The 21197-nt window shown below is 71.7% G+C and carries 21 protein-coding genes and 1 pseudogene; 10 read left to right on the top strand and 12 right to left on the bottom strand.

Annotation, left to right across the window (positions count from 1 at the left end; translation table 11 throughout):
* Positions 1–1222: pseudogene (locus tag ACTHNQ_RS18610) on the bottom strand (hypothetical protein); the annotation flags it as partial.
* A 154-nt stretch (positions 1223–1376) separates the two neighbouring features.
* On the opposite strand from ACTHNQ_RS18610, the gene ACTHNQ_RS18605 reads away from it, so the two are divergent.
* From ACTHNQ_RS18605 to ACTHNQ_RS18595, 3 genes are read left to right on the top strand one after another with little or no spacing between them, the layout of a single operon-like run.
* Entirely contained in the window at positions 1377–2483 is a 1107-nt protein-coding gene (locus ACTHNQ_RS18605) for a substrate-binding domain-containing protein (protein WP_440335432.1), read from the top strand.
* A gap of 24 nt (positions 2484–2507) precedes the next feature.
* Positions 2508–3167: a TetR/AcrR family transcriptional regulator gene (locus ACTHNQ_RS18600; protein WP_440335431.1), complete on the top strand. Its 660-nt coding sequence runs from the start codon at positions 2508–2510 to the stop codon at positions 3165–3167.
* Positions 3164–4861 (top strand): MDR family MFS transporter, encoded by a 1698-nt coding sequence (locus ACTHNQ_RS18595; protein WP_440335430.1) that lies wholly within the window; start codon positions 3164–3166, stop codon positions 4859–4861. Before ACTHNQ_RS18600 ends, ACTHNQ_RS18595 begins: the two co-directional genes overlap by 4 nt.
* Before the next feature lie 132 nt (positions 4862–4993).
* Here the strand turns inward: ACTHNQ_RS18595 and ACTHNQ_RS18590 are convergent, their stop codons facing one another.
* From ACTHNQ_RS18590 to ACTHNQ_RS18575, 4 genes are all read right to left on the bottom strand, one after another.
* Positions 4994–5803, bottom strand: coding sequence for an isocitrate lyase/PEP mutase family protein (locus tag ACTHNQ_RS18590; RefSeq protein ID WP_440335429.1), 810 nt, complete (start codon positions 5801–5803; stop codon positions 4994–4996).
* A 91-nt stretch (positions 5804–5894) separates the two neighbouring features.
* The gene (locus ACTHNQ_RS18585; RefSeq protein WP_440335428.1) at positions 5895–7010 is read right to left on the bottom strand and encodes a Gfo/Idh/MocA family protein; all 1116 of its coding nucleotides are present in this window, start codon (positions 7008–7010) and stop codon (positions 5895–5897) included.
* Entirely contained in the window at positions 7007–7816 is an 810-nt protein-coding gene (locus ACTHNQ_RS18580; RefSeq protein WP_440335427.1) for a ThuA domain-containing protein, read from the bottom strand. Before ACTHNQ_RS18580 ends, ACTHNQ_RS18585 begins: the two co-directional genes overlap by 4 nt.
* Positions 7817–7932: 116 nt before the next feature.
* Positions 7933–8691: a DUF72 domain-containing protein gene (locus tag ACTHNQ_RS18575; RefSeq protein WP_440335426.1), complete on the bottom strand. Its 759-nt coding sequence runs from the start codon at positions 8689–8691 to the stop codon at positions 7933–7935.
* Between the two features lie 155 nt (positions 8692–8846).
* Here ACTHNQ_RS18575 and ACTHNQ_RS18570 point away from each other — a divergent pair, with 155 nt between their 5' ends.
* Positions 8847–9260 (top strand): CBS domain-containing protein, encoded by a 414-nt coding sequence (locus ACTHNQ_RS18570; RefSeq protein WP_440335425.1) that lies wholly within the window; start codon positions 8847–8849, stop codon positions 9258–9260.
* A gap of 10 nt (positions 9261–9270) precedes the next feature.
* A complete protein-coding gene (locus ACTHNQ_RS18565) occupies positions 9271–9873 on the top strand; it encodes a flavodoxin family protein (protein ID WP_440335424.1) in 603 nt (200 codons plus the stop codon).
* A gap of 62 nt (positions 9874–9935) precedes the next feature.
* Here ACTHNQ_RS18565 and ACTHNQ_RS18560 read toward each other — a convergent pair whose 3' ends face one another.
* From ACTHNQ_RS18560 to ACTHNQ_RS18550, 3 genes are read right to left on the bottom strand one after another with little or no spacing between them, the layout of a single operon-like run.
* Positions 9936–10328 carry a group I truncated hemoglobin gene (locus ACTHNQ_RS18560; protein WP_440335423.1) on the bottom strand — a complete coding sequence of 131 codons (393 nt, stop codon included), beginning with the start codon at positions 10326–10328 and terminating at the stop codon, positions 9936–9938.
* A 29-nt stretch (positions 10329–10357) separates the two neighbouring features.
* The gene (locus ACTHNQ_RS18555) at positions 10358–11074 is read right to left on the bottom strand and encodes a DivIVA domain-containing protein (RefSeq protein ID WP_440335422.1); all 717 of its coding nucleotides are present in this window, start codon (positions 11072–11074) and stop codon (positions 10358–10360) included.
* A gap of 15 nt (positions 11075–11089) precedes the next feature.
* The gene (locus ACTHNQ_RS18550; protein ID WP_440335421.1) at positions 11090–12292 is read right to left on the bottom strand and encodes a globin domain-containing protein; all 1203 of its coding nucleotides are present in this window, start codon (positions 12290–12292) and stop codon (positions 11090–11092) included.
* Positions 12293–12440: 148 nt separating this feature from the next.
* Between ACTHNQ_RS18550 and ACTHNQ_RS18545 the strand changes: the two genes are divergently transcribed.
* From ACTHNQ_RS18545 to ACTHNQ_RS18530, 4 genes are all read left to right on the top strand, one after another.
* The gene (locus tag ACTHNQ_RS18545) at positions 12441–12875 is read left to right on the top strand and encodes a helix-turn-helix domain-containing protein (protein WP_440335420.1); all 435 of its coding nucleotides are present in this window, start codon (positions 12441–12443) and stop codon (positions 12873–12875) included.
* A gap of 26 nt (positions 12876–12901) precedes the next feature.
* Positions 12902–13366 carry a hypothetical protein gene (locus ACTHNQ_RS18540; protein ID WP_440335419.1) on the top strand — a complete coding sequence of 155 codons (465 nt, stop codon included), beginning with the start codon at positions 12902–12904 and terminating at the stop codon, positions 13364–13366.
* 121 nt (positions 13367–13487) lie between these two features.
* Positions 13488–15215 carry an acyl-CoA dehydrogenase gene (locus ACTHNQ_RS18535; protein ID WP_440335418.1) on the top strand — a complete coding sequence of 576 codons (1728 nt, stop codon included), beginning with the start codon at positions 13488–13490 and terminating at the stop codon, positions 15213–15215.
* 46 nt (positions 15216–15261) lie between these two features.
* Positions 15262–15702, top strand: coding sequence for an SRPBCC family protein (locus ACTHNQ_RS18530; protein ID WP_018170232.1), 441 nt, complete (start codon positions 15262–15264; stop codon positions 15700–15702).
* A gap of 36 nt (positions 15703–15738) precedes the next feature.
* Here the strand turns inward: ACTHNQ_RS18530 and ACTHNQ_RS18525 are convergent, their stop codons facing one another.
* On the bottom strand, positions 15739–16701 hold the full coding sequence (locus ACTHNQ_RS18525; RefSeq protein ID WP_440335417.1) for an alpha/beta hydrolase fold domain-containing protein: 963 nt from the start codon (positions 16699–16701) through the stop codon (positions 15739–15741).
* 106 nt (positions 16702–16807) lie between these two features.
* On the opposite strand from ACTHNQ_RS18525, the gene ACTHNQ_RS18520 reads away from it, so the two are divergent.
* Complete coding sequence (locus tag ACTHNQ_RS18520; RefSeq protein ID WP_440335416.1) at positions 16808–17575, top strand: SDR family oxidoreductase; 768 nt, start codon at positions 16808–16810, stop codon at positions 17573–17575.
* Between the two features lie 11 nt (positions 17576–17586).
* Here ACTHNQ_RS18520 and ACTHNQ_RS18515 read toward each other — a convergent pair whose 3' ends face one another.
* Genes ACTHNQ_RS18515 through ACTHNQ_RS18505 form a run of 3 tightly spaced genes read right to left on the bottom strand, consistent with a single transcriptional unit; the run spans position 17587 to position 21145 of the window.
* Positions 17587–18042 carry a nuclear transport factor 2 family protein gene (locus tag ACTHNQ_RS18515; protein ID WP_440335415.1) on the bottom strand — a complete coding sequence of 152 codons (456 nt, stop codon included), beginning with the start codon at positions 18040–18042 and terminating at the stop codon, positions 17587–17589.
* The gene (locus ACTHNQ_RS18510; RefSeq protein WP_440335414.1) at positions 18039–19634 is read right to left on the bottom strand and encodes a GMC oxidoreductase; all 1596 of its coding nucleotides are present in this window, start codon (positions 19632–19634) and stop codon (positions 18039–18041) included. The genes ACTHNQ_RS18515 and ACTHNQ_RS18510 overlap by 4 nt, the downstream gene beginning before the upstream one ends.
* Before the next feature lie 17 nt (positions 19635–19651).
* Entirely contained in the window at positions 19652–21145 is a 1494-nt protein-coding gene (locus tag ACTHNQ_RS18505) for an MFS transporter (protein ID WP_440335413.1), read from the bottom strand.
* Between the last annotated feature and the right edge of the window lie 52 nt (positions 21146–21197).

The following is a 21197-nucleotide window of genomic DNA, read 5'->3' as shown; positions in this document are numbered from 1 at the left end:
CGCCGTCGTAGTAGAGCCACCCCGACCACGGCTCGCGGGCGTTCACGAGCTCCTTGGAGGAGTACTGGAACCCGTCGTAGAACGACCCGATCACCGGCTGGAAGATGTTCAGCGTGCGCCGGGACGCGGAGAAGCCGGTGGTGACCCAGTTGCCCATCTCGAGGGCGCTGTTCGTGCCGCCGAACTGCGTGCCGAAGCCGCCCTGCTCGTCGGAGGCGTTGTTGTTGGGACGGTCGGCCGAGCTCGAGAACGTCGACTGGCCCTCGGAGTTCCACACCTCCTGGTCGAGCTGCTCGGCGATCTTCTTCATGTTCCCGGCGCTGTCGTCGGCGCTGGAGTAGTGGAAGCCGACGATGTCGACGGCATCACGCAGCGACGGGTCTGTGGCCGAGGTCATCGCATTGCCGAACGAGAGCGGCGGCGTGCCGACGGTGTCGGCGGCGACCGTGCGGATCGCGTGGAAGAGGTCGGCCTCCTCCTGGGTGGCGAAGCCGTTGTTCGGGTCGCCTGCGGTGGCCCCCTCGTAGCCCTTGGCGTCGTTCTTCACCCAGCCGGCGAAGTCCTTGTACAGCTGGATGTTCGGGCTGCCGGTCTCGTTCGTGTCGGGGTTGATCGAGTCCACCATGACGCCGTACTCGCGGTAGGCGGCCAGCACGGTGTTCTTGAACCAGACGTACTGGTCGGCGTCGTTCGCCACCCACGCGGGACGGTTCCAGCGCAGCAGGCTGAGGTGGATGTCGCCGTGCGCGACCAGCTGGGCGTCGGCCGCCAGCTGGAAGCCGGGCTCGCGCAGCACGTTCGGGTACTCGTCGCGCGTGCGCATGGTCGAGGCGTTCGGGCCCGTCGACGTGTTGCGGTCGTTGCCCATCTCGATCTTGACGGTGGTCATGATCGGGTGGTCGCCGCCGAACAGGGTCTCGATGAGCTCCCAGTACTTGTCGGGATGCTGCGACTTGTAGTCCAGCAGCAGCGCGCTGGTCGAGTTGGCCGACAGCACGCCGAAGCCCTTGAACGTCAGGCCGTTCTTGTTGATCGCCGCCGCGGCGACGTCGGCGCCGGTCACGGTGACCGTGACGGGGTCGGCCCCCGCGGCCTGAGCCATCGCCGGCACGGTGAGCGGTGCGGCGATCACGGCCGCGGTCACCACCGCCGCGATGGTGCTTCTCGGGATCCGTCGGGTCTTCGGTCCGTTGTCGGGACGCGGCATCCTTGCCTGCGGCATGTGCACTTCTCCTTCGGGGCGCTGGCACGCGTATCGGGGCACGACCTCGTGCCCGCAGCGAAATCCTGCCGCCGCGCGAGCGATGCCGGAATCGAATCGAACAGACTCGTTCATGCTTGAACGCATTCGAACACATCTGTACGCTGAGTCGATCATGGAGCAGCCCTCTGAGCCGCCGGCGTTCGGCCTCTCGCGCCGCGAGCACATCCTCGACGAGCTGCGCCGCAGCGGCTCTGTGCGCGTCGCCGATCTCGCCCGCGAGCTCGGCGTCTCGGAGCTCACGATCCGCCGCGACATCGGCCTCCTCGCCGATCGCGGCCTCGTCACGAGAGTCCACGGCGGCGCGACGCTGCGCAGCCGGCTCGACACGAGCGTCCAGGGATCGGCGGGGCGCGGCATCCGCTATCGCGTGGGCATGATCGTCCCGTCGCTCAGCTACTACTGGCCGCACGTCATCATCGGCGCCCGCGCGGCGGCGACCGAGCTGGGCGTGCAGCTGATCCTGCGCGGCGCGAGCTACGCGGTCGACGACCAGCGCCGCCAGATCGCCTCGCTCGTCGAGTCCGGCGGCCTGCACGGCCTCATCGTCGCGCCCGAGACCCTCGGCCCCGACGGGCGGGCGCTGCTGCACTGGCTCGAGTCCCTGCCGATCCCCGTCGTGCTCGCCGAACGCCGCGTGCCGTCGGCGCTCGCGCTGACGAGCCTGGAGTGGGTCACCACCGACCACGTGTTCGGCGGCTCGCTGGCCGCGGCACATCTGGCATCGCTCGGGCACCGGCATGTCGGCATCCTCACCTCCGAGGGTTCGCCGACGTCGTGGCAGCTGCGACGGGGCTGGGACCGCGCGATCGCCGAGCTGGGGCTCGACTGCGACGTGGACGTCGACGCCACACTGGACGCGCTGGACGGGGCCGCACGCGAGGAGCTCGTCGCCGATGTGCTGCGGCAGTGCCGCGAGACGGCGACCACGGCGCTGCTCATCCACAACGACCCGCAGGCCGTGCTGCTGGAGCAGTATGCGCTCGACCACGGCTGGGCGATCCCCGAAGACCTCGCGATCGTCGCCTACGACGACGAGGTGGCCGAGAGCGCGGACCCGCCGATCACCGCGCTGCGCCCGCCCAAGCAGGACATCGGCCGGCTCGCCGTCGAGATGATGGTCGATCGCCTCGAGGGCGGGGCGCGACGGCCGGTGCGGCGCACCTACGTGCTGCCCGTGCTGTACCCGCGCGCCTCGAGCGCACCGGTTTTGCACGATTAGTAAGTTAGTGCAAAACTGCATGATGTGACTGATAGTGCAGAAAGCCCGCGAGAGCGCCGTCGCGCCGACACGACGCGCACGCTGATCCGGGCCGCGCGCCGCTTCACGGCCGAGCACGGCCTGGCCGGCTTCACGGTCGAAGAGCTGTGCGCCGAGGCCGCCGTCTCGCGCCGCACCTTCTTCAACTACTTCGCCTCGAAGGACGACGCCGTGCTCGGCGTCCCCCTCGAGCGATCGGATGCCGACGCCGTCGCCCGCTTCGTCGCCGGCGGCTCCGACGCGCCCGGCCTGTCACCGAACCTGCTGACCGACCTCGCCGTGCTCGCCGAGGAGCGGTGGCGCGCCCTCGACATCGCCCCCGACACCGTGCAGGACCTCTTCCGCGCGGTCGACAAGGAGCCCCGCCTGCTCGCCCGCATGCTCGAACTCGGCGTCGAGGGCGAACGCTACGACGCCGAGCTGATCGTGCAGCGCGAGGGCCTCGAGCCGGGCGACCTGCGCGCCGAAGTGGCGGCCCAGGTCGTGGGCGCTGTCGTCCGCTCGGCCGCCGGCGAGTTCCTCAGCGCCGGCGACGCCGGCACCTTCCTCGAGATCTTCGAGCGGCGCATCGGCGCGGCGCGCGACCTCTTCAGCACCCAGACCGCGCTGACCACGCCGGACGCACGACAGGAAAGACCCGAATGACCACCGCCACCGTCCCCACCGCCAAGCCCGGCGGGGATGCGCCGTTCCTGCTCACGCAGCGCCGCATCTGGATCATCTTCTCCGCGCTCATCGCGGGCATGCTGCTGTCGAGCCTCGACCAGACGATCGTGTCGACGGCCATGCCGACGATCGTCGGCGAGCTCGGCGGCGTCTCGCATCAGGTGTGGATCACCACCGCCTACATCCTCGCCACCACGATCGTCATGCCGATCTACGGCAAGTTCGGCGACGTGCTCGGCCGGCGCCGCCTGTTCATGGCGGCCATCGCGATCTTCACGCTCGCGTCGATCGGCTGCGCGTTCGCCACCGACTTCTGGATGTTCGTGGTGTTCCGCGCCATCCAGGGCCTCGGCGGCGGCGGCCTGATGATCCTGTCGCAGGCGATCATCGCCGACATCGTGCCCGCCGACCAGCGCGGCAAGTACCTCGGCCCGCTCGGCGGCATCTTCGGCCTCGCCGCCGTCGCCGGCCCGCTCCTCGGCGGCTTCTTCGTCGACCACCTGACGTGGCAGTGGGCGTTCTACATCAACATCCCGGTGGGCATCGCGGCCTTCTTCGTCGCCGTGTTCGCCCTGAAGCTGCCCGACAAGAAGGCCGAGAAGCCCATCGACTGGCTGGGCGTGGTGTTCCTGTCGGCCGCGACCACGTGCCTCATCTTCTTCACCGACTTCGGCGGCTCGGCCGACTTCGGCTGGGACTCGGGCGCGACGTGGGCATGGGGCGCCGGCCTCGTCGCCGCAGCGGGGCTGTTCATCTTCACCGAGTCGCGCGCGGCCGACCCGATCATGCCGCTGTCGATGTTCCGCAACCCGATCTTCATCAACGCGACCGCGATCGGCATGGCGATCGGCATCGGCATGTTCGCCGCGCTCGGCTTCGTGCCGACCTTCCTGCAGATGTCGTCGGGCACGTCGGCGGCGGCATCCGGCCTGCTCATGCTGCCGATGATGGTGGGCGTCATGGGCACCTCGATCGCGTCGGGCCTGCTCATCACCAAGACCGGCAAGTACAAGCTGTTCCCGATCGTCGGCACGCTGATCGTCGGCATCGCGATGGTCCTCATGACCACGCTCACCGCGTCGACGCCGATCTGGCTGATCTGCGTGTACCTGTTCCTGTTCGGCGTCGGACTCGGCTGCATCATGCAGGTCGTGGTGCTCGTCGTGCAGAACGCGGTGCCCGCGTCGGACCTCGGCACCGCCACGTCGACGAACAACTACTTCCGCGAGGTCGGTGCGGCGCTCGGCACGGCCGTGTTCGGCACGCTGTTCACGACGCGGCTCACCGAGAACCTGACGAAGGTGTTCACGGATGCCGGCGCCACCGCCGAACAGGCCGGCCAGGCGACCTCGACCATCGACCCGTCGGTGCTGAACTCGCTGCCCGACGAGGTGCAGACGGGCATCGTCAATGCCTACGCCGACGCGCTCGCCCCGGTGTTCTGGTACCTGGTGCCGTTCATCGCCGTCGCGTTCGTGCTGGCGCTGTTCCTGAAGCAGATCCCGCTGTCGGACGTCGCGGGCCTCGTCGCCCGCGGTGAGGCGATCGGCGGCGAAGAGGCCGAGCGGCTGGAGGCCGAGCAGCGTGCCGCCGAGACGACGGCCGACGCGGGCAGGCGCCGCCGGCGCGAGAGGGTCTCCTCAGCCGAGGAGCCTCCCGGCTCCCTCGACTGAGGATCCTCGCCGAGATGCGGACCGGTACGCCGGATCGGCTCCGCATCTCGGCTCTCGTCCTCGATCCGGAAGCCGGATGCCGCACACGCCGATCCACCGGCCGCCCGGGCGACCGACTCCGCACCAACGGCGTCAGGCGCCGTAGCGCTCCTGCAGATCCCGGTAGCTCACGGCGCCGTCGAGGAAGCCGAGGGTGCCGCTGTCGAGGAGCTCGCGGCCGGCACGCTCGACGGCGCTGAAGGAGGCCCGCGCGATGCTTCCCCCGACGCTGACCCGCTTCACGCCGAGCGAGAACAGCGTGCGCGCGTCGATGACCGGCGCCGTGAGACCCGCGACCATGTTGACCGGGGCGGCGATCTCGTCGACGAGGCGGCGGATCGTCTCGGCGTCGCGCACGCCCGGCACGAAGACGCAGTCGGCTCCGGCGTCGAGAAAGCGGCGGGCGCGCTCGACGGTCTCGGCGAACGGGTCGTGCACGCCGCCCACGAAGAACGCGTCGGTGCGGGCGTTGAGCACGAACGCGTCGGCGGATGCCGCATCCCGCGCTGCCGCCAGACGTGACGTGGCGGTCTCGATGTCGAAGAGCCGGCCGCCTGCGGCATCCTCGATGTTGCCTCCGGCGATGCCGAGTGCCACGGCACGGGCGACCGTCTCGCCGACCTCGTCGGGAGTGTCGCCGTAGCCCGCCTCGAGGTCGGCCGACACCGGCACGTCGACGGCGCGGACGATCTCGGCCACGCGGTCGAACATCGTCTCGGGGCTCAGCGCGCCGCCGTCGGGCACGCCGCACGACCACGCGATGCCGGCGCTGGTCGTCGCGATGGCCGCGAAGCCGACCTGCGCGAGGATGCGGGCGGTTCCGGCATCCCACACATTCGGAATGACGAAGCCCGGGCCGGAGTGCAGTGCGCGCAGCGCGGCGGCGCGGTCGGTGTCGGTCACGTTCGGGATCGTACGCCGCCCCTCCGACCCTCGCACCGGTGGAGCGAGTGGATGCCGGCGGCCTCGGCCCCCCCAGGACGGGGCGCAGAACTCACGCCTGCAGCGCGTCGCGCGCGGACCTCCAGCCGGCCATCACTGCACGCACCTCGTCGTCGCGCTCGGCGGCGAGCGCCGCGGCGAGCGAGGCATCGAGGATCTCGTCGAGCGTCACGCGCCGGCCGGTACGCGCACTGAGCATCGCCGCCTCCACCATCGCGAGGCTCAGGATGTTCGCGTGCACGCGGCCCATCGGCTCGACGCCGGTGCGCAGCGCGGCGACGAACTCGCGCAGCGACCCTGCGATGCCGTCACCGGGCGCGGCGACCTCGACCGCCGGGGGCGCGACGCCCACGGCATCCACCGTCGACGGGTTGTCGCCGTCCCACAGCAGGGTCCCGCGCTCGGCCGAGAGCCGCCATGACCCGTTCCACGACGTCTCGGCCCCGGGGCTGCACCAGCTGCCGGTGAAGACGAAGCGCGCGCCGCCGTCGAACTCGAACGCGGCGGTCGCGGCGGCGTCGCCGGCGTACCAGCTCCATGCCGGGTTGTACTCGTCGCACAGCACCGACACCGGGTCTGCGCCCAGCAGGAACCGCGCCATGTCGAACTGGTGGATCGCCATATCGAGCAGCAGCGGACTGGCCATCTCGTCACGGAACCCGCCGAAGTGCGGCGACTGGAAGAAGTCGACCGACAGGATGCCGGCCCGGCCGAGGCCGCGCGCCCGCTCGCGCGCCGCGAAGAGCTGATCGTTGTACCGACGCGACTGGCTGACCATGAACAGCCGGCCGGTCAGCTCGGCGGCCGCCGCGAGCGAGAGCGCCTGGGCGACGGTCGCGGCCGCGGGCTTCTCGCCGAGGACGGGGATGCCGGCACGCAGCGCCGCCAGCGTCACGGGGTGGTGCGCGGCCGGCACGGTCGCGTCGACGATGGCGTGCGCGCCCGTGCGACGCGCGAGCTCGACGCCGTCCGCACCCGTCGGAAGGCCCGGGCGGCCGATCTCGGCGGCGGCCTCGTCGGCCACCTGGACGGCGAGGTCGGCGATCCCGACGAGCTCGACGCCCTCGTCGGCGACGATGGTATGAAGCCAGGCGCGGCCCATCGGCCCCGCGCCGACGACGACGAGCCGCACGCGCTCCACGTCGTCCGGCAGGGTGGCGAACGTCATGCCCCGCCCGCCTCTGCCGCGGCGCGGGCCCCGGCGATCTCGGGAGCCGCCTCTGCGTCGTCGGGGCCGTGGGAGAACTCGCCGGTGTTGTATCGCAGCAGCGTCGGGAGCGCGCGCTCTGCCCGGTCGCTGCGCGCCCAGGCGACGCCGTTGGCGATCACCCGGCGCACGTCCCGGTGGTGGTAGACCGGGTACTCCTGGTCGCCCGGGCTGAAGTAGAAGATGCGGCCGTGCCCACGACGGAACGTGCAGCCCGACCGGAACACCTCTCCCCCGCTGAACGAGCTGATGAACACCAGCTCGTCGGGCGCCGGGATGTCGAAGAACTCGCCGTACATCTCCTGCGCCGGGATGTCGATCGGCTGCGGAACGCCCTGGGCGATCGGGTGGGTCGGGTCGACGGTCCACACCAGCTCGCGGTCCTGCTCGGCACGCCACCGCAGCGTGCAGCTCGTGCCCATGAGCTTCAGGAAGATCTTCGACCAGTGGCCCGAGTGCAGCACCACGAGACCCATGCCCGACAGCACGTGCCGGTGCACGCGCTCGACGACGTCGTCGCTCACCTCGCCGTGGGCGATGTGCCCCCACCACGTGAGCACGTCGGTCTGGGCGAGCACCTCGTCGGTGAGCCCGTGCTCGGGTTCGTCGAGCGTCGCGGTGCGGACCACGGCCCCGTCGCCGAGGTTCTCACGGATGCCGTCGGCGATCGTGCTGTGCATGCCGTCCGGGTAGATCCGGGCGACGCTCTCGTCGTGCTGCTCGTGGCGGTTCTCGCCCCACACGGTGACGCGGATGGGTCTGGTCATGCTGCGATCCTTGCGGCAATCCGCACCGCCGTGCGCGAGGCGCGACACTATTTCGCGGACTGAACGACAAATGGATGCCGGCGGCCGCTGCCGACGTCGGCGTCAGCCGTCTGCTCTCACCGTGCGGTCAGCTCGCGCAGCCTCCGGGCGTCGCGGACCGCCGCGCCGCCGCCGTCGTTGTTGAAGTAGCAGAGCACCGCGAGGCCCGCCCCCCGCCACTCGGCGATGCGGTCCGCCCACCACGCGAGCGTCACGTCGTCGTAGCTGCCGACGTACAGACGCTCGGGGTCGGGGCCGTGGAACCGCACGTAGACGAAGTCCGTGGTCGCCACCGGCTCGAGCGGCATGCGGGCGCCGCTCATCACGCAGTAGGCGGCATCCCGATCCCGCAGCAGGGCGAAGACGTCGTCGGCCACCCACGACGCATGGCGCAGCTCGACGGCGACGCGGCACTCCCGCGGCATCGCGTCGAGCGCGGACGCCAGTCGCTCGTCGTCGCGCTCGAGGTCGGGCGGCAGCTGCAGCAGGAGCGGCCCGCGGGCCTCGCCCAGCCCGGCGCTGCCCTCGGCGAGCCGGTCGGACCACGCCTGGGCCGACGCGAGCTTTCGCGCGTGCGTGAGACCCCTCGGCGCCTTCACCGCGATGAGGAACCCGGGCGGCACCCGGGCTGCCCAGGACTCGAACGACGAACGGCGCGGCCAGTGGTAGAAGCTGGAGTTCAGCTCGACGGTGTCGAACGACTGCGCGTACGTCTCCAGCCGCCGCGGGCCGGTCCCCCGCGGATACAGCACGTCGCGCCAGTGGTCGTAGCTCCACCCCGACGTGCCGATCCGCACGTCTCCCGCTGCCAGTCGAAGGTCTGCGACGCCGTTCATCCGTCCCAGCCTGCGGTCGTCAGCTCGGTCCGGCGAGGGGGTTGACGAACGGATGCCGGTACTCGGCGCTCCCGTGAGCGCCGTTCTGTCAACCCCCTGCGGGGACCGCACCCGCCGCGCCTACCGTCGGTCACCTGAGACGAAGGAGGAAGACCATGACCGTTGCACGCGACATCATGACCACGGCCCCTCGCTGCGTGGGAGAGAACGACACCCTCGTCGACGCCGCGAGGCTGATGGCTTCGCTCGACGTGGGCGCGCTGCCGATCTGCGGTGAGGACCAGCGGCTCAAGGGCATGCTGACCGATCGCGACATCGTCGTGAAATGCCTCGCGCAAGGGGGCGACCCGGCCACGACGAAGGCAGGAGAGCTCGGAGAGGGCAAGCCCGTGACGGTGGGCGCCGAGGACGACATCAGCGAGGCGCTGCAGATGATGAAGCAGCACCAGGTCCGCCGTCTGCCGGTGATCGACGGCCGCGATCTGGTGGGCATCATCAGCCAGGCCGACATCGCGCTCGCACTCGCGCCGGCCGACACCGGCGAGACGGTCGCCGAGATCTCGGAGTGACGGAGGCGCCGTGACCACCGCTCTCGCGCTCAACTGCACCCTCAAGCCCTCACCCGATTCGTCGAGCACCGAACTGCTGCTGCAGCAGGTGCTCGACGCGCTCGCGACGCACGGCGTCACGGGCGAGCAGGTGCGCGTCGTCGACCACGACGTGCGGCCCGGGGTCCTCGCCGATATGGGCGACGGCGACGAATGGCCCGCCATCCGCCGCCGCGTCCTGGCCGCCGACATCCTCATCGTGGGTACCCCGACGTGGATGGGCCACATGTCCAGCGTCGCGCAGCGCGTCCTGGAACGGCTCGACGCCGAGCTGTCCGAGACCGATGACGCCGGCCGGCCGATCCTCGCCGGGAAGGTCGCGGCCACGTGCGTCGTCGGCAACGAGGACGGCGCCCACAAGATCACCGCCGACCTGTACCAGGCGCTCGCCGACGTCGGCTTCTCGGTGGCGTCGCAGGCGGGCACCTACTGGAACGGCGAGGCGATGCACACCGTGGACTACAAGGACCTCGGCTCGACGCCCGACGAGGTCGCCTCGGCCACCGCGACGCTGGCGCGCAACACCGCGCACCTCGCGGCGCTGCTCGCAGAGAACCCGTACCCGGCGCCCTGATGTGAAAGGACGGATGGATGCCGGCGGCCGGGCCGCCGGCATCCATCCGGTTCTTCGTAGCGCTACGCGGTCTGCTCGGCCGCAGCCTCGTCGGTGATGACGGGGCGCAGCGGGAGGAGCGCACCGGCGACCTGGCCGATCGCGTCGGCGTCGACACCGGCCTCGGCGAGCGCGTCGGCGGCGTGGCCGATCACGCGGTCGAAGTCGTCGCCCGTGATGCCGCGGCCCGCGTGCGCGACGCCGAGGTCCTTGCCCTTGTAGCCGTCGGGTCCGCCCGCGGCGGCCGCCAGGAACAGCGCCATGTGGCGCTTCTGGTCGACCATGCTCGTCTCGGTGAAGTACGGCGCGAGGGTCTCGTCGCCGAGGATGCGGGTGTACAGCCCGTCGACGACGGCCGCGATGCCGGCGCCCTCGCCGAGTCGCTGGTACAGGGTCGCTTCGGTGGTGTCAGTCATTGCGTTCCGTTCTGGGTGGGATGGATGCGTCAGTACTCGATGTCGCTGGAGCGCCGGGCCGCGTTCTCCGTCCGTTCCGTCTCGGCCACGGACGGCGCGGCGGCCGGCGGTGCCGCGGGGGTCGCGCCGAGGCGGCCGAGCTCGCGTTCGATCGATTCCAGGAGCGAGTGCACCTGGGCCGTGGCCATGCGGGCGAACTGGCGCGCGCGGACCACGTCGTCGGGCGAGGCGGGGCCGGCGGCGGCGAGGTCGTCCGTCGCGAACGCGAACCCAGGAGACCGGTCGATCGCCCACGGCTGCTGCGCGGCGGGGGCGGCCGCGGGAGCAGGAGCGGGAGCCCCGTCCGCCTGTGCCGGGACCGCGGCGGCGGCCTGGCCGGGATGAGCGGCCGCCTGCTTCTCGATCGAGTGCGCGACCTGCTGGGCGCGCTCGATGATCTCGCGGTACTGCTTGCGGGCGGTCTCGATGAGGTCCTTGGCGTAGGACTCCGCCTCGGCGACGGCGTCGTCGGCGATGCGCTGCGCGCTGCTGAGCAGCAGCACCGCGCGGCTCGAGATCTCGCCCTCCTCGGTCTTGACGCCGTTCGCGGTGAGCGCGTCGTTGTCGCGCCACGCGAGTTCGAGGGCGTCGGCCGCGGCGGCGAGGAGCGTCTGCACCTCGTTGCGCGAGTACCCGTGTCGCTCCTCGGCGAACGAGACGCTGCGCAGCAGCTCCGGCGTGATCGATACGGATTGAGTCGGGGTCATGTTCGTCTCTGCCCTCTACTGGTTTCCCCGCCCGGCACCAGAGCGGGCGAGCTCCGGGGTGACTGCCCGCGTGCCGGAAGCGCTGGGTTGCTGGGTGAACGGGTCTTCGTACTTCTCGCTGCGGATGAGGTGCTCGTCGATCCCAGCCTGGCGCAGCACGGCGGTCGTGTGGTCGACCATGCGCGGCGATCCGCAGACCATCGCGAGCCGGTCGTCCCACGGACCGTCCGCCGCGGCGATGTCGCCGATCAGGCCTTGCGCACCGGGGTACGAGGGATCGTCCGACACCGCGTACTTCACCGTCAGCCACGGCGCGTCGGCGAAGCGCTCGAGCTCGGGCTTCGCGTAGAACCCCCAGGGATGCCGCACGCCGTGGTAGAGCGCGACCTGCGGGCCACTGCCGCGCGAAGCGTGGCGCGCGTCGACCTGGTCGAGGATCGCGAGGAGCGGCGCGAGCCCCGTGCCGCCCGCGACGAGCACCAGGTCGGGCCATTCGCTGTCGAAGGGCAGGGTGAGCAGTTCGCCGATGGGCGGGCCGAGGCGCACCCGGTCGCCGGCCTGCACGTCGCGCAGCAGCGCCCCGCTGACCTGGCCGCCGGCGACGAGCTGGACGTGGAAGGTGATCGAGCCGTCGGCGCGCGGTGCGTGCGTCGGCGAGTAGTAGCGCCACTGCCGCGGGCGCTGGGGGATCTCCAGCGCGATGGACTGTCCGGCCTGGTAGCGGTAGCGGTCGTCGGGGCGGACGGTGATCGTCCCCACGTCCATGCCGCGGCGCTCGGTCGCGATGACCTCGCCCGACCAGGTGGCCGGCTGCGACTCGACCGCCTCGGCCGCGGTGATCATGGTGGTCGCGATGAGCCCGTACGCCTCGGCCCAGTCGGCGGCGAGTTCGGGCGTCCACGCGTCGCCGAGGAAGTGCTTGAGCGTCGCCAGCAGCGAGCCGCCCACGGCGGGGTAGTGCCCCGCGACGGTGCCGAACTTGCGGTGGTCCCGACCGAGGTCCTCGATGTACGGGACGACGTCGCCGACCCGGTCGACGTTGCTGACCATGTGGCCGAGCGCCTTCACGAGCCGGTCGCGCTGGGCGGCCATCGCCACCGGGAACAGATCGCGCGTCTCGGGGTGGGCCAGGAACAGGTGAGCGTAGAAGTACCCGGGGACCGCGTCCCCGTGAGCCGCCACCTGAGCCCAGGTCCGCTTCAGCGCATCCGCATCCACCTGATTCGTGTCCCATCCGTCGGCAGTCGGTACGGGCCGACGCTAGCGCGTTCCAGATGCATCTGCAAAGCCTTCAGATGTAACTGGAAGGGCATATCATGGATGCCACCGGCGCGCCTCCCGGGTGCGTCGCAGGCTGGGGGGCCTCATGAGCGTGTTCTTGTCGAACGGAACCGTCTTCGTCGATGACGAGGTGCGCGCGCAGGCGGCGGAGCTCGCACGCCGAGCGCAGGAGCCGGGCGCACGCGGCCTCGCGCTGACGCAGGACGGAACCGCCGCCGAGCTGGCGCCCGACCTCAGCACCCTTCTGCTGCATGTGCTGACCGGCCTCGCCCGGGGCCCGGTGTCGGTGCAGCCGTTCCCGGACGAGCTGACCACCACCGTGGCCGCCGAGCTGATCGGCGTCTCGCGGCCCACGCTGATGAAGATGGTGCGCGAGGGGGTGCTCCCCGCCCGACAGGCGGGCACCCACGCCCGACTGCGCACCGCCGATGTCCTTGCGCTGCGACGCACGCGGGCGAGCGAGCGTCGCGAGGCGCTCGAAGCGCTGCTGCGCCTCGACGAGGAATTCGGAGCCGTCTGACAGGCTCGGCTGGATAGTCTGTCCCCGTGCCGCATCCCCCCGTGCCGCGCGTCTATGTCGATGCCGATGTCCTCGCCACGCGAACCCCGTTCTGCTGGCTGGCGATGCTGCGCGACGAGACCGACGGCGGGTTCCGGCTGGTCACCTCCGACGACACCCTCAGGACGGCGACCGAGGACTGGCGCTCGCGCCATCCCGGCGCCGACGCCGCCGTCGCTGCGCGCCGCGCGGAGCTGCTGCGCGCCGTGCTCGACGACGTCGTGATCGCCGAGGCGACGACCGGAGCCCCCGCTCCCGACGACGTCCTGTGTCTCGTCGACGACGAAGAACCTGCGAGCGTGCGCGCCGTGACGCTGCGCCGGCAGGACGACCTGGAGCGCCGCCGGCAGGACGGCATCCCCTCTCCGTCGCTCACCGACGCGCTCGTCGCGGCCGGCTGCCCCGCCTTCGCGGCTCGCGTCGCCGCGCACCTGCACGCCGTGCACCGCTGACGTCGCAGACCTCGCGTCGCACTTCGCGTGCGGCCGGGGTCGCACCATCTCAGGCAATTGACACTCAGTCTCGCGTACACTGAACCCCAGTCCCACGATTCTGAAACGTCAGGAGTCCGTCATGGCCGATGCGAACTCGTACACCGCCCCCGTCGCCGACTACACCTTCCTGTTCGGCGAGGCGTTCGGCCTCGACCTCGTCGCCCGCGCGACCGACGGAGAGCTGACAGCCGAGGACGCGACCGACATCATGGCCGGCGCCGGGGACTTCGCGGCATCCGTCCTCGCCCCGCTCGAGACCGTCGGCGACCGCGTCGGCGCCCGCTTCGAGAACGGCGAGGTGACCCTGCCCGAGGGGTTCGCCGAGGCGTTCCAGGCGTTCGTCGAGGCAGGGTGGGTCACCGCCAGCGCCCCCGTGTCGGCAGGCGGCGACGGCCTGCCCGGTGCTGTCCTGGCCGGGCTCGGCGAGATCTGGAACGGCTCGAACGCCGCGCTCGCGCTGTGCTGGCTGCTGACGGTCGGACAGATCCACGCGCTCGACGCGGTGGCATCCGACGAGATCCGCGAGACCTACCTCACGAAGCTCGTCTCGGGCGAGTGGACCGGCACCATGAACCTCACCGAGCCGGATGCCGGCACGGACCTCGGCGCGATCCGCACGACCGCCACGCAGCGCGAGGACGGCAGCTGGGGCATCCGCGGCCAGAAGATCTTCATCACGTGGGGCGACCACGACGCCGCCGAGAACATCGTGCACCTCGTACTCGCCCGCACCCCCGGCGCCCCCGAGGGGGCGCGCGGTCTCTCGCTGTTCGTCGCACCGAAGTTCCTCGTGAACGACGACGGCAGCATCGGCGAGCGCAACGCCGTGGCCACGGTCTCGATCGAGCACAAGCTCGGCATCCACGGATCGCCGACCTGCGTGCTCGCCTACGAGGACGCCACCGGCTACCTCGTCGGCGAGCTCGGCGGCGGCCTGGCCGGAATGTTCGTGATGATGAACTCGGCGCGTGCCGGCATGGGCTTCCAGGCGACCGGCATCGCCGACCGCGCCTACCAGGAGGCGGCCGCCTACGCCGCCGACCGGGTGCAGGGCCGCGTGCTCGGACGCGACGGCCGCGCGCCGATCGCCGAGCACCCCGACGTGCGCCGCCTGCTGCTGTCGATGTCGAGCAAGATCTTCGCGATGCGCGCCCTGGGCGTGTACACCGCCGATCTGCTCGACCGAGCCGAGCACGACGCGTCGCTCGCCGCCCTCGCGGAGTTCTTCGTGCCGATCCTCAAGGGCTGGACCACCGAGGACGCCGTGCAGACCACGAGCGAGGGCATCCAGGTCTACGGCGGAATGGGCTTCATCGAAGAGACCGGCGCCGCCCAGCACTACCGCGACATCCGCATCACGCCGATCTACGAGGGCACGACGGCGATCCAGTCCAACGACCTGGTCGGCCGCAAGCTGATCCGCGACGCCGGCGCGACCGCCGAGCAGCTGTTCGTGAACGTCGACGAGACGATCGCGCAGCTGCGCGGGTTCGACGGACCGGTGGCCGCGCGCACCGCGGACCGCCTCGAGCGGGCGGTGGCGGCATCCCGTCGCGCCACCGCCGATCTGCTCGGCTTCGCCGACTCGCCCCGCGACGCGTACGCGGTCAGCGTGCCCTACCTGCTGCTGCTCGGCACGCTCGCGGGCGGCTGGATGCACGGCCTCGCGGTCGCCGCGGTGTCGTCGCACGCGACCGAGGAGCCGATGGATGCCGCCCGCCTGACCTCGGCCGACTTCTACGGCGCCCACCACCTCTCGCGCGTGCACGCCCTGGCCGAGACGGTCGCGGGCGGCGAGATCGCCTGACGCGAGGGGGCAGACGCCGCCCACCGCGGACGGTACTGTGTGCCGCATGACCGAGCGGCCCCCCGAGACCATCGAGATCCTGCACAGGTTCCGCGCTCCGCGCGATGCCGTGTGGCGCGCGTGGACGGACCCCGAGATCGTCGCGCGCTGGTGGGGGTCGGATCCCGACGGCGCCGTGACCGCGGCGACGCTCGACGTTCAGGTCGGCGGCCGCTTCGAGGTCTCGTTCCGAGACTCGACGGGCGACGAGCACACCTCGGAGGGCGTGTACCTGCATGTCGAGCCGCCCGCGGCGCTCGGCTTCACGTGGTCGTGGGTGAGCGAACCCGGCAACACGTCACGCGTGAGCGTCGGGCTGACGGCCGACGGGGCCGACACCGAGATGCGCTTCGTGCACACCGAGCTCCGCGGCGCGTCGGCGCACGACTACGCCGACGGCTGGCGCCGCACGTTCGCGAAGCTCGACCGCGTGCTCGCTGAACGCTGAGTCCGCGGGTCGAGCGGCCCCCGGGCTTCCTGGCGGTCAGGCTCGCGGCATCCCTTGCACGGTCTCTGCGATCCAGGCGAGCGCCTCGTCCATGAGCGGGAGCGGGTCGACGCCGATCCACGAGTGGTCGGCGCCGGGCACGCGGCGGAAGTCGACGGATGCCCCTTCCCGCCGCATCGCGTCGGCGAAGACCTCGCTCTGCTCGACGGGGACGAGTGCGTCCAGCTCCCCGTGCACGAGCAGGAACGGCGGCGCATCGGCCCGGATGTGCGTGATGGGCGAGCACAGCCGGACGGCGTCCGCTCCGAGCTCGGACCCTTCGGTGAGGGTCAGCAGCGGCTCGCGCCCGAACGTGACCGCGTGCGAGGGCGGGACCGCCGCGGGGTCGACCGGCAGCGCACGCAGCTCCAGGTGGACCGCGTCGTGCACGCCGTACCAGTCGACGACGGCGGTGACGCGGGTGTCGCCGGCGCGGACGCCGTCCTCGCCGTCCCACTCGGGCTGCCCGCCCGTCAGGCCGACGAGCGCGGCCAGGTGGGCTCCCGCCGATTCGCCCCACACCACGAGCAGGTCGGCGTCGATGCCGAGGTCGCCCGCGAACCGACGCAGGTACCGGATCGCCGCCTTCGCGTCGTGCAGCTGCGCGGGGAAGGGCGCCTCGCGCGAGTGGCGGTAGTCCAGCGTGGCGACCGCGAACCCGGCGTCCACGATCTTCTGGAACAGCGCACCGGCCGGCCACATCTCGGGCGGCAGGCGCCGATCGCCGAACAGCCACGCCCCGCCGTGGATCCAGAGCAGGACCGGTGGAGCATCGGCGCTCTCGGGCACGTGCACGTCCAGCAGCAGCGGACGGAAGCCCGGGACCAGCGAGTAGGTGAGCCCCTCGAAGGTGCGGGCGCCGCGCGGCGCGATCGGCCGCTCACCGCCGACGGGGCGGAGGTAGTGCGGGGGCCAGGCCTCGTCGGCGATCTCAGGCTCGGGCAGACGGGCGGAATCCATACGCTCATCCTCGCGCGGCCGTGCCGATGCCGGTTCACGGATGACGATGGAGGGCATCAGCGGATTCGGGTTCCTGCCCGCCGTCCGGCGGGCTTGCGTCGCGTCCATGACCACGTTCGCAGGACTCGAAGGGCGCACGATCGTCGTGACGGGCGCCGGTGGCGGCCAGGGCGCCGCCGAAGCACGGATCCTCGCAGAGGCCGGCGCACGCGTCATCGCGACCGATGTGACCGACTCCGCTCCGGGCCCGGTCGCGGGCGTCGAATACCGGCGGCTCGACGTCTCTGACGAGGGCGACTGGGCAGCACTCGCTGCCCACCTGGCCGAGGTGCTCGAGGGCCAGCCGCTCCGCGGCCTGGTGAACAACGCCGGCATCACGCACCGGGCCCGGCTGGGCGCCGTCGCCCGCGCGGACTGGGACCGCGTGCTCGCGGTGAACCTCACGGGACCGATGCTCGGCATCCAGGCGCTCGCCCCGCTCATGGGCCCCGGCTCGTCGATCGTCAACATCGGCTCGTCGGCGGCCCTCAACGCGCACTACCCCGTGGCCTACACGGCGTCGAAGTGGGGGCTGCGGGGTCTCACGCACGTCGCGGCGACGGAGCTCGGGCCGCGCGGCATCCGCGTCAACGTCGTGCACCCCGGCTTCATCGAGACGCCGATGACGGCCGGCGCACCCGAGGCGATGCGCACGGCGCAGCTGGCGCTGACACCGCTCGAACGCGTCGGCCAGGCCGACGAGGTCGCACGGGCCGTCGCGTTCCTGCTCTCGGACACGGCGTCGTATCTCACCGGCGCCGAGATGCCCGTGGACGGCGGCGCGACGTCGTCGGCGGGCGCGAAGCTCATGGCCGACCGCATCGCCGGGCGCTGAGCCCCCGCCGCTCAGGACCCGAGCGGCGTACGCCCCTTCGCCCTCGCCGCGGCCTCGGCGCCCGCCAGGATCTGGGAGTCGAAGTACTCCTGCTGCAGGATGACCGCGCCGTCCTGCACGCGGATCAGGTGCACGAACGACTGCGGGTAGGGCTCGCCCAGGAACCGCGCCTCGTCGACCATGCGGCTCGTCACGAAGAACAGCCCGGGATCGACGCACTCGTGGATGACGAGGTCGGTGTGGACGACGTTCTCGAACATGCCGGCGTTCGCGTGGGTGTTCGCGACGATGTCGTCCCTGCCCGCCCAGCGCGTCTTCGGCAGCTCGGCGGGCGCGAACGGCAGCTCCTTCACCCCGTCGGGATGCCACAGCGCGATGCGCTCGGCCGGGTCGTCGAGGTTCGAGGCGAAGAACGCCTCGACGACGGCGCGGTTCGCGGCGCGCAGCGCGGCGTCCGTCCCCGTCATCGTGCGGCCTCCGCGGCGCCCACCGTCGCCAGCTGTTCGACGAGCCCGCGTGCGCCGCGGACGGCGATCGCGACGCTCGTCAGCGTCGGGTTCATGGTGTTGGCCGTCGGGATGAGGGCGTTGCCGCCGACGACGAGGTTGTCGTACCCCCAGACGCGCGAGAACGGGTCGGCGACCGAGGTGCCGTCGTCCACGGGCCCCATGCGCATCGTGCCCATGTAGTGCAGGCTCGACCCGTTGGGCAGCAGCCGCGGCTCGGCGACGAACGACCCGAGGGCCGCACCGGCCCGCCGCAGCCGGGCGGTGGCCTCGTCGAGCTCGGGCTGCTCGGCCTCGGTCAGCGCGTACTCGATCGTCATGGCAGGGAAGCCCTGGTAGTCCAGCTCGCCGTCGTCGAAGGTCACGCCGTCCTCGACGCGCGGGTGCTTGCGCACCCCGTAGCCCATGTTCACGTAGCCCCACCGGTTTCCGGCGGCGGGATGCGAGGGGTCGAGCGGGAACGGCGGGTTCTCGGCGTACATGACCTGGAGCGAGAACGGGTGGTCCGGCTCCGAGAACGGGATCCGGTTGACGGCCGCGACCGGATCGGCCGCGTTCTGGGCGCGGCGCGCCAGTTCGGCGGCGAACTCGTCGTCCGAGATGAGCGCGCTCATGCGCTCGTCGTCGAGGGCGACCGTCGTGATGACGACGTGGTGCTCCGTGAGGTAGCGCCCGAGGGCGGAGGGACGGATGCCGCTGGCCCAGAGCAGCTGCGGCGACCGGAAGGCGTCGGCGGCGACGACGACCGCGTCGGCGGGGAAGAACGAGACCTCCTTCGTCCGCAGGTCCTCGACCGTGACGCCGGTGGCCCGGGAGCCGTCGTGCTCGACGCGCCGCACGAGCGACAGGTCGCGCAGCTCGAACCGCGCGGCCTCGGGCGTGCCGGGCTCGATGAGGGGTCCCAGGACCGTGTCGGCGCCGGCCCACACCATCGAGCCGTCCGGCTGCGGGTCTCCGGCGACCGGGAGCGTGCTCACGCCGTACCCTTCGGGCAGCTCGGCGCCGAACTCGTCGTGGAGCACGGCGCGGATGGCCGTGCCGATCGGCGAGTCGGCGAACGCCGCGTGCTGGGCGTGCAGCAGGCCCTCGGCCGTCGAGATGAGCTCCTCCCATTCGGCGTCGTCGATGAAGTCGAGCTTCTCGCTGAAAGCCGGCCGCGGGATCGCGCAGGTCCAGTGCGCGCCCTGCCCGCCGACGTTCGTGGCGGCGGCGGCCGCGGGGAAGGTGGGGGCGTGCGCCGATCCGGGACCGCCGAAATCGAGCAGGTGCGTGCCCTGGCGCGCGGTGAACATGCCCTCGACGACGACCCCGGCGGGGATGCCGAGGCTCTCGCGGTACTCGCCCGACAGCGGGCCCTGCGACCGCTCCCGGGCGCGCGCCTTCTCGTCGGGATCGGCGATGTTGCGGACGCTCTCTCCCGGCACCGCCGTCAGCTGCGGGCCTGCCTCGAACATCACGACACGGATGTCGGGACTCGATTCGAGGATGACACGGGCGTAGGCCGAGCCGATCGGTCCGGAGCCGACGACAGCGACGGTGGGGATGTGCGACATGGGAGTACCTCTTCTGATCACGCGGTGAGGGGTTCGGAGCTGGGGGCCGGCGCGGGTTCGGATTCGGATTCGTCCGAGAGCCGACCGGCCGGAAGGAGGACCGCGGCCACGATGCCGGCGGCGTAGGTCACGGCGAGCGCCGCGAACACGGGGGCGAAGACGCCGCTGTAGATCCCGGCGACCTGGGTCTGCACGTCGACCGACGCGTCGTGCACGACCCGGGGCGTCAGCGTCGCCGCGTCGAGGGTCGACGGGAGCAGCGCCGCCACCCCGAGGCCGATGACGCCGCCGATGATCGCGGTCGCCACGGTGGATCCGACCTGGCGCACGAGGTTGACGGTCGCCGTCATGCTGCCCATGTCGCGGCGCGGTGCGGCGCTCTGCACCACCGCGATGACAAGGCTCATGAAGGCGCCGGTGCCGACCCCGACGACGGCCATGACGGCCATCGGCACCCACAGCGGCAGTCCCACCGGGAGCACCGACATCGCGAACAGGCCCGCGGCGCTGAGAGACGTGCCGACGATGCAGTAGACGCGGTAGTGACCGGTGCGGCTCACGAGCCACCCGGTGGCGAGGTTGGACACCAGCATCCCGAACACCGTTGCGATGGGGACGAGACCCGACATCGTCGCGCTCGTGCGGTACGCCATCTGGAAGTACGTGGGCAGGTAGGCGGTGATCGAGAACAGGCCGATGCCGATGATGGCCGACAGTGCCGTGCCGGCCGCGATCGTCCGGTTCGCGAAGAGCCGCAGCGGGATCAGCGGCTCGACCGCCCGCATCTCCAGGAGGAAGAACGCCGCGAACGCCATGGCGGCGACGACGAACGAGACGACGGATGCCGCCGCCCGGGCGGGGTCGCCGACCCACGTGACCGCGAGCACGAGGGCGACCATCGCGATCGCGAAGGTGACGGCTCCGCCGGTGTCGAACCGCCGCCGGCCGAATCCGGGGAGCCGCGGAACCGCGATGAGCGCCAGGACGAGCGCGGCGACGCCGAAGGGGATGTTGACCCAGAACACCCACTGCCAGCCCCAGTAGTCGGTGATGAGGCCGCCGAGGAGCGGCCCGACGAGGATCGCGACGGGGAACGCGGCGCCGATGATCGCGAGGTAGCGCGGCCGTTCGAGCGGCGTGGTGACGCGCGCGACGATCGTCTGCGACATGAGCTGCAGGCCCGCCGAGCTCATGCCCTGCACGACGCGCGCGCCGACGAGCTGCAGCATGTCGTGCGCGAACCCGCACGCGAGCGACGCGACCAGGAACAGCACGAGCGACACGAGGAACACCGCGCGCGGGCCGACGGCGTCGCCGAGCTTGCCGAGGATGGGCAGCAGCACGGTGCTCGCCAGCGTGTACCCCACGACGACCCAGCCCATCTGGGCGAGGGCGCCGAGCTCGCCGGCGACGGTCGCGAGGGAGGTCGCGACGATGGTGTGGTCGAGCGCTCCGAGGATCGCGACCGTCAGCAGCGAGACGATGAGGAGGCGCAGCCTCCACGGTGACATGCTCATACGCGTTGCGGCCCGTACGACCGGGCGATCGACGCGACGGGGTGTG

This window comes from Microbacterium sp., from assembly GCF_051953575.1.
Taxonomy (GTDB): Bacteria; Actinomycetota; Actinomycetes; order Actinomycetales; family Microbacteriaceae; genus Microbacterium.
This window is presented reverse-complemented; position numbering and strand designations above follow the sequence as displayed.